Origin of the sequence: Pseudoalteromonas sp. S2755 (assembly GCF_005886535.1) — a bacterium.
GTDB lineage: Bacteria > Pseudomonadota > Gammaproteobacteria > Enterobacterales > Alteromonadaceae > Pseudoalteromonas.
The window spans coordinates 23,872-35,478 of record NZ_PNDS01000039.1 but is presented as its reverse complement, the minus strand read 5'-3'; the positions used below and the strand labels follow the sequence as shown (position 1 = coordinate 35,478).

Sequence of the window (11,607 nt, the reverse complement as noted above, 5' to 3'; positions counted from 1 at the left end):
AAAAGCGGCGAATTATAGCGTAAATCCAACCCTGTGAGCCACGGCAAAATTGCGAAAATTATCAATAATGTCCGCAAAATATTAAAAAGATGTTGGTAACATCCTGAGTTTGCTTATAAAAGCAGCTGTATTGGTGACTATGATTATTTAAGAATAGCAGCTTAACCAGAGCTCTGCTGGAGGTGATATACTCCATTTTAGATGAGGAAGACAATAAAATTACCATGTCAGAAGTAAAAGATGATCAATATTGGATGAAAGTGGCGTTAGCTTTTGCTGACAAAGCTGAAGCCGAAAACGAAATTCCTGTCGGCGCTGTTGTAGTGAAAGATGGTGAAATGATAGCTGCGGGTTGGAACCGTTCAATTATCTGTCATGATCCTTCGGCTCACGCTGAAATGATTGCCATTCGAGAAGCTGGCAAAGTCGTTGAAAATTACCGGCTGATTGGTTGCACTTTATATGTGACGCTTGAGCCATGTCCTATGTGTGCCGGTTTACTGGTCCATAGTCGCTTAAGCAGAGTAGTGTTTGGGGCATCTGACGCAAAAACGGGCGCTGCTGGTTCGATAATGAACCTGTTACAACATGAAAATCTCAACCACCAACTAGAAGTTACATCGGGCGTACTGGGTGAGACATGTGGCGAAAAGCTGTCTGCATTTTTTAAGCGCAGACGCCAAGAGATTAAAGCGGCAAAAAAATTGAAAAACGGTAGTACTTAGGGCTGTACTACCGCTGTGGCTGATTTTGCATCCCTTTGCTCTTCCATTTGGATTAGCGCAAAAATACGATGGCGCAGGAGCATTTTGCGATGTGCATTTTTCATCATGACACGACGGCGATTTGGCGACGTGTATTTAGTGTTACGTTTAAATTGATGATTCCGACGTCTTCTCAACATAGAACCTCCGAATGTGAGAGATTAGTTGGGGAAACTCCCCAGATATAAATTTAGTATAAATACGCTATGCTTGTGACAGATTTATGACCTTTTGAAGCATTTATCAAGCCAGTTTAGTAAATATTAATTACTGTTGCTTTTCGACTTCTCTGACTTTGTCTGGATTATCAACAGGAGTCGTTTGCGAAGAGGCTTTACTGCTGTCAGGTAGGAGTGCACCGTTATCTTCCAACCACACGAGTGCATCATAATAGCGGCGGATATTATCTACATATGTTACCGCGACATCACCACGAGCATATCCATATCTTGTATTTCGATAGTAGCGCTTTTTAGTAAGTAGTGGTAGTCGTTTTTTAACGTCAGCCCAGTTATTCGGATCGCCTCCTTGATCTGCAGTAATGCTACGCGCATCTCGCACATGACCCCAGCCCACATTGTAAGAAGCAAGGGCAAGCCAAGTACTATCGGGCTGCTGTATTTCTTCAGGCATACGGTCAAATAAAATACGTAGGTATTTGGCGCCACCTTCAATATTTTGCTGGGCATTGAGACGATTTGTCACGCCAACTCTTTTAGCTGTGGGTTGCGTTAACATCATGATACCGCGGACCCCTGTAGGAGACTTAGCTCTGGGATCCCACATCGATTCTTGATAGCTGACCGCAGCAAGTAGACGCCAATCGATATTGTGCTGTTTCGAATAACTTTTAAACCACTTGAGATAGGTTGGTAGGGTACTATGTACAGCTTCGACAAAGGCTAAGGTGTTTACATAATTAAACTCTTCGATATGACCAAAATACTTCTCTTCAAGCGTGGCCAGAAAGTTGTTTTGTTGTACTCGCGCGAAAAATGCAGGTAGCAACGCATATAACGAATCGTCTTTTTCGTTACGCATCATCCACGCCACATGTTCATCTTTTGTAACTGAAAACGCAATACTGACGGTCGGGTGATAGCGCCTAAATAGGGCCAGTGAATGTGAGTCTGTAATGGTATAGTCAATCTCTCCATCAATGATAGCCTGAAGCAGCTCTTCCTCACCTTTATCTGAGACAACCTCCCAGCTCAAATGAGGGTGGCTTGTTTTAGCTTCTTCAAGCGCGATAACATGGTTGCTGTGCGCAAGTACAGTAATTGGCGCTTTAATATCATCAAAGTCTCTTGGCCACTCTCTGCCTTGTTTGTACACGAGCTTTTGACTGATCATTCTATACGTTGGGCCAAAACGATATTTTGCTGTTCTTGATGGGTGAAAGCTCACCGCGGAGGCAACGATATCTAGGTCTCCGGCATCTAGCCGTGCAAATAACTCATCTAGATTAAAGTAAGGAACGATGTGTAATTCAACACCAAGCTCATTGGCAAATTCACTCGCCAGTTCATATTCAAACCCTTGTTCTCCAGTAGTACCTTGGTAGTAGTTTCCCGGGCCCGCAAGCGTGCCAACACGTAATACCTTATTTTGTTTTACATGTTGCAACTGATTAAGAGGGGCTTTGTCGCACCCAACTAAACAGATGACAACAAAGCACATAAAGACGTATTTAAACATGACCTAGGTTCTCTTTTGCGCTTGAAATCTCAACTTACCGCAGCAAAATCATAATTGCAAAAGCCGAATTAACTTAAGGTTATGATAGATTTGCATGATATTTTCTAGTTTTGACAAATTAGTGTTAATTCCGCGCGCTATTTCCACTATAATGAGCGCCCAAAGATATCGTTCAATCCTTAACCCCGGATGAAAATACCTATGTTAATCCTACGTGGTGCACCTGCACTTTCAGATTTCAAAGTCCAAAAGATCCTTAAAACCTGCGCTGCAGCTCAATTACCTGTTACCAATGTTTATGCCGAGTTCATGCATTTTGCTGATCTAACGGCTGAGCTTTCAGAGGCTGAGTTAACTAAGCTCAACAGCCTGTTAAAGTACGGACCGACTATTACGGAGCACACGCCAGAGGGCAAACTGATCTTGGTAACACCAAGGATCGGAACTATCTCTCCTTGGGCTTCTAAAGCGACAGATATTGCAAACAACTGTGGTCTTACGCAAGTACACCGTGTTGAGCGTGGTATTGCTTATTATGTTGAGGGTGAACTAACACAAGCTCAGTTCGACGAAGTTGCACAGTTACTTCATGACCGCATGACCGAATCTGTGCATGCAGAGCTTGATGATGCAGCTAAATTATTCCGCACGGAAGCGCCTCGTCCAATGTCTTCAGTGGATATTCTTGGCGGCGGCCGTGAAGCACTTGCGGTTGCGAACGTTGAGCAGGGCTTTGCACTTGCCGATGACGAAATCGACTACTTAGTAGAGAGCTTTGAAAAGCTGGGCCGTAACCCTAATGACATCGAACTGTTTATGTTCGCTCAAGCAAACTCTGAGCACTGTCGTCACAAAATTTTCAACGCTGATTGGACTATCGATGGTGTAGAACAGCCTAAGTCGCTGTTTAAAATGATTAAAAACACCTATGAAACCAATAGCGACAACGTACTTTCGGCGTATAAAGATAACGCCGCGGTAATGACCGGCTCTAAAGCGGGTCGTTTCTTCCCAAATACTGACGGCGAATACGCTTACCACGAGGAAGATATCCACATTCTGATGAAAGTGGAAACGCACAACCACCCAACGGCGATTGCCCCATTTTCTGGCGCATCAACAGGTTCAGGTGGTGAGATCCGCGATGAAGGTGCAACCGGTCGAGGTTCTAAACCAAAAGCGGGTTTAGTTGGCTTCACGGTTTCTAACCTTCGTATTCCGGGTTTTGAGCAACCTTGGGAAACTAACTTTGGTAAACCAGGGCGTATCGTTAATGCATTAGACATCATGCTTGATGGCCCACTTGGTGGCGCTGCATTTAACAACGAATTTGGTCGTCCAAATCTATTGGGTTACTTCCGTACTTACGAAGAAAAAGTAGAAAGCCATAATGGCGCGGAAGTACGTGGTTACCACAAGCCAATCATGATCGCTGGTGGTTTAGGTAACATCCGTGAAGATCACGTGCAAAAAGGCTCAATCCCTGTAGGTGCTAAGCTAATCGCACTTGGTGGTCCTGCAATGAACATCGGTCTTGGCGGTGGGGCTGCTTCATCAATGGCATCTGGCCAATCAAACGAAGATTTAGACTTTGCTTCTGTTCAGCGTGAAAACCCAGAGATGGAACGCCGTTGTCAGGAAGTGATCGACAAATGTTGGCAGCTTGGTGATGATAACCCAATTGCGTTTATTCACGATGTGGGCGCGGGGGGGTTATCAAATGCATTTCCTGAGCTTGTCGACGACGGCGGCCGTGGTGGTAAGTTCCAGCTGCGTAACATCCCGAACGATGAACCAGGCATGGCACCACACGAAATCTGGTGTAACGAGTCGCAAGAGCGTTATGTATTGGCAGTTGCAGCTGAAGACTTTGCTCGTTTTGAAGCAATTTGTAAGCGTGAGCGCGCACAATATGCGGTAATTGGTGAAGCGACAGAAGAGCGTCATCTAACAGTCGCTGATAGCCACTTTGATAATAATCCTGTGGACCTGCCACTAGACGTATTACTTGGCAAGCCACCTAAAATGCATCGTGACGTTGAGTCAAAGCGTGTAGTAGGTACAGCATTAGATACAGCTGGTATTGAGCTTGAAGATGCAGCTAAGCGTTTACTTCGTCTACCAACGATTGCTGAGAAAACATTCCTTATCACGATTGGTGACAGAACCGTAACGGGTTTGGTTGCACGTGACCAAATGGTTGGTCCTTGGCAAGTACCAGTCGCTAACTGTGCGGTAACGGCGGCAACTTACGATACTTACCACGGTGAAGCGATGTCGATGGGTGAGCGTACCCCAGCGGCACTACTTAACTATGGAGCATCGGCTCGTCTAGCAGTAGCAGAAGCGTTAACCAATATCGCTGGTGCTAATATCGGCAGCCTAAACAACATTAAGCTTTCTGCAAACTGGATGGCAGCTGCCGGTCACCCAGGCGAAGATGCGGGTCTTTACGAAGCGGTTAAAGCGGTTGGTGAAGAATTATGTCCTGCATTAGGCCTTACAATCCCAGTTGGTAAAGACTCAATGTCGATGAAGACACAGTGGGATGAGAATGGCGAAGAAAAGTCAGTGACTGCGCCATTATCACTTATCATCACTGCATTTGGTCGTGTTGAAGATATTCGCAAAACAGTCACGCCTGAGCTTCGTACAGATAAGGGTGAAACCAGCCTATTCCTACTTGACTTAGGTGCTGGTCAAAACCGTCTGGGTGCCTCAAGTTTAGCGCAAGTGTACAAGCAACTTGGCGACAAGACACCTGATGTTGACAGCCCTGAGCTGTTAAAAGGCTTCTACAATGCGGTACAAGCATTAGTTGAGTCTGGCAAGCTTATCGCTTACCACGACCGCTCTGACGGTGGCCTATTCACCACTGCTGCGGAAATGGCGTTTGCAGGCCACACAGGTGTGAGCATTGAATTAGATGCGCTGCAAGGTACAGACTTAGAAGTGCTATTCAATGAAGAGCTTGGCGCAGTATTGCAAGTTCGCAATGACGATATCGCTGCGGTTGAAGCGGTATTTGCTGAGCACGGTATTGCTGATATTGCACATCGCATCGGTACGCTAAACAGTGAAGACAAGGTTATCTTTACTCGTGGCGGTCAGGCAGTACTTGAAAATACTCGCACAGAGCTTCGCACTATCTGGGCTGAGACAACTTACCAGATGCAAGCACTACGTGATAACCCAGATTGCGCGAAGCAAGAGTTTGACGCTAAGTTCGATGACAAAGATCCGGGCCTAAACGTTAAATTAAGCTTTGACCTAAACGAAGATATCGCAGCGCCTTACATTGCAAAAGGGGTGAAGCCGCAAGTTGCTATCTTACGTGAGCAGGGTGTTAACTCACATATTGAAATGGCAGCAGCATTTAACCGCGCTGGTTTTGCGGCAATTGACGTACACATGAGTGATATCCTTGAGGGCCGCTTAACACTGGAGCAGTTCAAAGGCCTAGTGGCATGTGGTGGCTTCTCATACGGTGACGTTTTAGGTGCTGGTGAAGGCTGGGCTAAATCAATCCTATTCCATGACTCAGCACGCGAGCAATTCCAAGGCTTCTTCCAACGCCAAGATACTTTCAGCTTAGGTGTGTGTAATGGCTGTCAGATGCTTTCTACATTGAAAGAGTTAATCCCTGGCACGGAAAACTGGCCTCGTTTTGTCACCAACAAGTCAGAGCGTTTTGAAGCGCGTTTCAGCTTAGTTGAAGTACAGCAAAGCCCGTCAATTTTCTTTGATGGTATGGCTGGCTCTCGCATGCCAATCGCGGTATCACATGGTGAAGGTCATGCTGAGTTTGCAAGCGAAGCGGCGGTACAAACTGCACTGAATTCAGGTTCAGTTGCTGTGAAGTTTGTTGATAACTACGGTGATCCAACCACTCAGTACCCAGCTAACCCGAATGGCTCTCCTGCTGGTATTACGGGCATGACGTCAAAAGATGGTCGTGCAACTGTGATGATGCCGCACCCTGAGCGTGTATTCAGAGCTGTAGCAAACTCTTGGCACCCTGATGAGTGGCAAGAAGATAGCCCTTGGATGCGTATGTTCCGCAATGCGCGTAAGCTAGTAGGCTAATGAAATTAGAAAAGGTCACTTCGGTGGCCTTTTTTATTCATGGCTCGATAATTTTCTATCGGGTACACTGAAAAGGAAATAGCAATCATATTTTAGGGATACGAATGAAAAAGTGGCTTTGGAGCTTAGTGTTGATACTCAGTGTTTTAGTGGGTGTTTACCTTGCCAGAGTTCCTTTGTCGCTCTGGGCCATTAAACATTTTATACCCGTTAATGAACTTCAGATCAGTTGTCTTGACTGGCGTTTGTCGAGCTTCAATCGTATCCATATTACAAAAGCATGTGTGCAGACAGATGCGTTTTATGCTCAGCTTTATGACGTGCAACTTAGCATTCAACAAGTCAATATTGAAAAAGCGGACATGCAACTTCTTCCGCCCAAAAAGTCAGGTGCAACTAAACCACAGCGCCTTGCGTTGCCACTCGACATCACCAGACCCAAAATGCATGTTGCCAAGCTCTCGATATCTGGCGAACCATTACCAAAGCCATTAGTTGTGTCGATTTCGGAGTCCGAGCTGAATCAATTTGTAGTTTCAGGTGACATCGCTGCAGAAGTTACGTTGCAGCCAGAGCGTATTGCTGCAAATATTGATCTTAGTGGCGAGTACCTCAGTGCTTTGTTACCTCCTCAGATCCAAGTCCTTTCAGGAACTAGCAAACTTGAATTCGATGGTCTAGCTATGGACGCAGAGCTAGAACTTGAAACTTTAGTGGCGCTCGAACGGGCTGAGTGTAAAGGTAGTGCTGCGTATATTGGTGCTGTGTCAGCGCGCTATGATTTAGCCTCGCAGCAGGGGAAGATAGCACTTGCCGAGCCGATTTCAGCGAAATCAACGCTTAATTGTCTTACTTCTGAATATAACAAACTGTTACCGACCACTTGGCAGCTCCGTTTACCGAGTGAAATTACTATTTCTGCCGATTCAATCGCGACAGATTTACTTGAAGTGACAGGTAAAGATAAACCGTTACAGCTTGAAGTTAACGAGTTGGCAGTCGACTTAACTGAGCCTTTCGTCAATGGTGATATTCGCCTTGAATTTACTGATGAAAAGTGGGGCGCGCATACACTGGCGGGAGCGCTGAGTGCGCGGCCAAATTTTGTTGATATGAGCGGGGAAATCACAAGTGATCTTCAAAAGCTTACACTGCAAGATGTTATTGCTGAGAACCTTGAGCTCAATAGCCGCTTCAAAATATTGGGTGATCCAACCGAGCTAATTACAGTTGAGGCTCAGCCGAGCATATTCTCAACCCAGTTATCGACATCAGATTTGGTGATTGATAATCCATCTCTGACGCTTGATATACATGCGCAGCTAGATGTGCCAAAACTCAAAAGTGGGCATTTACTACACAGAGCCTTACCTGAAGGAATGAGTTTTGCGATAACGCTTGATTCAACACTGCAAAACCTGAGTGTTGAGAATGTAACAGCAAAACAGAGTGCGTTGAGCGGGCGAGTTGTGCTTGAGCCTACACACGATTTTGATATCAACCTCACCTTAACCAGTACACAAATACAACAGCAGAATTACAAACTAAATGAGTTAGCGCAGACATTGCACTGGCAAGGCTCAGTCGCAACAGGTGAAATCTTTTCAACCCTGTCGGGCAATACTAAGGTAGCAGAAGTTAACTTAGCCGACCTTAGTTTGAAAAACGTAAGCATTGACAGCAAAGGTCAGCAAAGCCGCGGATTGATGGCGTCACATGTAATCAATATTGATGGTGTAAAGGCGTTGCTTGAGCATCAATATTCAAGCTTAAAACATCCAGCACAAATACACGTGCCCACGCAGCAGCTCACTCAACTTCAGCCATATATTGCCGCGCTTTTACCGAACTTAAACATAACCCATGGTAACTTCTATGCAGTACTCGAAGGGGATTTATCCACGCGCATATTTACCTTAGATGGGGGTATTCAAGACGGCTCTGCGTTATTTAATGAACGGCTTATTCAAAATGCAGCGATTGATGTTTCCGGCCTAATAAGTTCAGCTAATATTCAACTCAAGCCAACCACACTGAATATTGAAGAGTTGAGAGCTGGTGTTATCGTTCAAGCAATAACAGGCCAACTGCTCAGCGAAGCTGGCGTGGCAAAACTAAAAGATATTAACGCACAGGTTTTTGCCGGTAACGTGGGGATTGATGAAGTTAGTTTGGTCTCAACGCCGCAGGTCGTTCAGGTGTCGTTAGATAAACTGAGTTTGGATCTTATTGCCGCCTCTGGGCATGATGCAGGCGTTGAGCTGAGAGGGCTGATCTCAGGCAAGTTACCAGTACAAGTGTCTGCATCTGGGGTGCGTATTGAATCTGGTCATATCCATAATGTTGGTGAAGGGCTGTTAAAGGTTGAAAACAATGCATCAATTAATGCGCTAAAAGAGCAGCAACCTAGCTTACAAACGGTGATTGGTGTACTTGACGAGTTGACCATTGAGCAATTGAGTAGTGGCGTAAACTTAAGTGAAGACGGCTGGTTGGACTTAGATGTTAAAATTACAGGAATTAACAAACTCCAACAACAACCAGTAAACTTTAACTATACACACTCAGAAAATGTGTTTACCTTATTACGAGCCCTACGCTTGAGCGACGAGATCACGCGCGAAGTGGAAAATGCGTTAAATAAAGAGGAGCGTTAGTGAATGAAATGGATGCTAGTGATATCAGCTTTATTGGTGTTGAGTGCTTGTACTCATAAGGTGCAAGTGGAAACCAAAGAGCCCATAACGATCAACTTAAATGTAAAAGTAGATCACGAGATCCGGGTGAAGGTGGATAAAGAACTCGACAACTTATTCAGCGAAGACAGTGAGCTATTCTAAGGAGGATTTATGAAGCTTAAAGCAATCTCTACCCTAATAATTGGGCTCAGTATGAGCTTCGCCGCATTCGCAATTTCTATTGACGATGCTAAATCACAGGGTTTGGTTGGTGAGACTACATCAGGCTATCTTGGTGTAGTAAAAAATGGTCAAGGCGTACAGCAGCTAGTTGATGAAGTGAATGAAAAGCGCAAACAGAAATACCAGCAATTAGCGAAAAAAAACGGTATCACGCTTGAGCAAGTAGAGGCTTTAGCGGCTAAAAAAGCGTATAACAAAACGCAATCAGGTCATTATATTCAAGTAAATGGCAGCTGGGTGAAAAAGTAATACTTCCAAAATCTTACAAGAAAAGGCTGACTAAACCAGCCTTTTGACTATTTAGGCTTGTGGCATTGCTGAAGCAAATGCTGCCAAAACGCTTCCCCTTTTCGTCTTGCCAGACGAATATTATTTTCCGGGATCTGCTCCGGGTCGTCATATTCAGCTAATGCTTGAGCCATGCTTTCTTCGCGGATCAAGTGGAGTGTAGGATATGGTGCTCGGTTAGTGTAATTTGCCGCATCATGCTCATCGCTATCAGCGAAAACATAATCTGGGTGAAAAGTAGCAATTTGATAAGTGCCTTCAAACCCTTGCGCGACTAATAAAGCGTTTGCTAGGTCGACGAGATCCAAAAAGTCGTCAAAATTGCTAAAACCTTTATCAAATATAACTAGTGTTGTTTCTCGCTCTGGCTCATGGTTTAACTCTGAGCACTGCTCTAACATATCCATCACGGCATCGTCGTGGCTTATCGCTTGAGACACGAAATAATGAATGCTGTTACTTTCGACTTCCTGTCGAGCAAACGGGCAAAAGTTGTATTTCACAATGACTTGGCTAACCCAGTTTTGCATTGTAGAGATGACTGTATTCATGAATTATTCCAAGCTCTTATTGATTAGTTTCATGGTTTTAGCAATAGCCCCGGTATTTTCAACTAGTACCGATTGAGCGTTAGCACCGATTTGCATTCGAAGCGATTTATCTTCAAATAGCGTCATAATTTGAGCGGCAAGCTTGTCCTCATCATCGACTACGATGGCACCTTGTTGCGCGATAAGTTGAGGATATATATGCGCAAAATTATAGGTATGTGGGCCAGTTAAAATAGGTACGCCGTGAGCCGCCGCTTCTAGCGGGTTATGACCGCCGCGCGCAATCAAGCTACCACCAATATAGGCGATATCAGCACTGCCAAATAGCCACTTTAATTCCCCTAAAGTATCCGCTAACAAGACCGAGGCTTCTGTGTTTATGTTGTCGCTGCTCTTTCTGGTAAAAGCGATCTCTTGCTCACTAAGGTAGTCAGCAACCGCTTGAAACTGCTCGGGATGACGAGGCGCGATAATGAGTAACGCATTACTTACTTGCTTTAATACTCGCTGATGTGCAGCAATGACTTGTTCATGCTCCTTAGGGTGCGTAGATCCAGCAAGCCAAATTAACCGCTCGGGGTAATTTGCTTGAAACTGTTTTGCCTTTGCAGTTTCTTCTTCAGTGACTGAAATATCAAACTTGATTGAGCCGGTAATGTGAAGTTTAGATTGAACAAGCCCAAGCTTGATAAAACGCTCGCCGTCTTCTTCATTATGGGCTGCAAGCAGATCTATGTTGTGCATTAAGCCTTTCGTTAACCAAGCGTGCTTTTTATAACCTTGGTATGACTTTTCAGAGAGTCTGGCATTGACTACCAAGGTTTTACATTGGTTTTGTTTGGCGTAATAAAAAAGATTAGGCCACAGCTCAGTTTCCATCACAATAAGGAGTTTAGGCTTCAAGGTATTGAAAAATTTTCTGACCGCAAAAGCAAAATCTATAGGTAAATAACAGACATGTACTTGAACATTGCTGTGAAAAGCTTTTGTTATCTCTTCTCTACCTGTTGGGGTGTTACAAGTGACAATGATTGGAGCCGCAGTTTGTTCTTTAAGTACTGATTTTATGAGAGGTGTGGCTGCAAGCACTTCCCCAACGGAGGCGCAATGGAGCACAATCGCATGTGGCGGCAGCTTGTTTAGGCTAAAACCGAGGCGCTCTGTAAAATGAGTTCGATAGTCAGGGTTTTTCCTACCTCTAATAAAATACAGATAACTCAATAAAATAGGTGCTAATACTAGCAACAATAAGGAATATAGTCGGCGCGCCATAGGAGTCGCTTAAGCTCAAAAATCAGT

At 44.7% G+C, this 11,607-nt stretch carries 9 protein-coding genes; 5 read left to right on the top strand and 4 right to left on the bottom strand.

Going from position 1 to position 11,607, the window contains the following annotated elements; genetic code table 11:
* Window positions 1-224: 224 nt before the first annotated feature.
* Entirely contained in the window at window positions 225-725 is a 501-nt protein-coding gene (tadA, locus tag CWC03_RS07920; RefSeq protein ID WP_138581292.1) for a tRNA adenosine(34) deaminase TadA, read from the top strand.
* On the opposite strand, the gene CWC03_RS07915 is transcribed toward tadA, so the two are convergent.
* The gene (locus CWC03_RS07915; RefSeq protein WP_138581291.1) at window positions 722-904 is read right to left on the bottom strand and encodes a hypothetical protein; all 183 of its coding nucleotides are present in this window, start codon (window positions 902-904) and stop codon (window positions 722-724) included. The two genes, tadA and CWC03_RS07915, sit on opposite strands and share 4 nt — an antisense overlap.
* A 127-nt stretch (window positions 905-1,031) precedes the next feature.
* The gene (mltF, locus tag CWC03_RS07910) at window positions 1,032-2,462 is read right to left on the bottom strand and encodes a membrane-bound lytic murein transglycosylase MltF (protein ID WP_138581290.1); all 1,431 of its coding nucleotides are present in this window, start codon (window positions 2,460-2,462) and stop codon (window positions 1,032-1,034) included.
* A 201-nt stretch (window positions 2,463-2,663) separates the two neighbouring features.
* Here mltF and purL point away from each other — a divergent pair, with 201 nt between their 5' ends.
* The 4 genes from purL to CWC03_RS07890 all read left to right on the top strand — a co-directional run bounded on the left by purL (window position 2,664) and on the right by CWC03_RS07890 (window position 9,718).
* A complete protein-coding gene (purL, locus tag CWC03_RS07905) occupies window positions 2,664-6,548 on the top strand; it encodes a phosphoribosylformylglycinamidine synthase (RefSeq protein ID WP_138581289.1) in 3,885 nt (1,294 codons plus the stop codon).
* Window positions 6,549-6,652: 104 nt separating this feature from the next.
* Window positions 6,653-9,205 carry an intermembrane phospholipid transport protein YdbH family protein gene (locus CWC03_RS07900; protein ID WP_138581288.1) on the top strand — a complete coding sequence of 851 codons (2,553 nt, stop codon included), beginning with the start codon at window positions 6,653-6,655 and terminating at the stop codon, window positions 9,203-9,205.
* A gap of 3 nt (window positions 9,206-9,208) precedes the next feature.
* Window positions 9,209-9,388 (top strand): YnbE family lipoprotein, encoded by a 180-nt coding sequence (locus CWC03_RS07895; protein ID WP_010374602.1) that lies wholly within the window; start codon window positions 9,209-9,211, stop codon window positions 9,386-9,388.
* Between the two features lie 9 nt (window positions 9,389-9,397).
* Window positions 9,398-9,718: a YdbL family probable chaperone protein gene (locus CWC03_RS07890; protein ID WP_010607614.1), complete on the top strand. Its 321-nt coding sequence runs from the start codon at window positions 9,398-9,400 to the stop codon at window positions 9,716-9,718.
* Between the two features lie 47 nt (window positions 9,719-9,765).
* On the opposite strand, the gene CWC03_RS07885 is transcribed toward CWC03_RS07890, so the two are convergent.
* Window positions 9,766-10,308 carry a DUF1415 domain-containing protein gene (locus CWC03_RS07885; RefSeq protein ID WP_128726797.1) on the bottom strand — a complete coding sequence of 181 codons (543 nt, stop codon included), beginning with the start codon at window positions 10,306-10,308 and terminating at the stop codon, window positions 9,766-9,768.
* A 3-nt stretch (window positions 10,309-10,311) separates the two neighbouring features.
* Window positions 10,312-11,580, bottom strand: a complete 1,269-nt coding sequence (waaA, locus tag CWC03_RS07880) for a lipid IV(A) 3-deoxy-D-manno-octulosonic acid transferase (RefSeq protein WP_138581287.1) — start codon at window positions 11,578-11,580, stop codon at window positions 10,312-10,314.
* Between the last annotated feature and the right edge of the window lie 27 nt (window positions 11,581-11,607).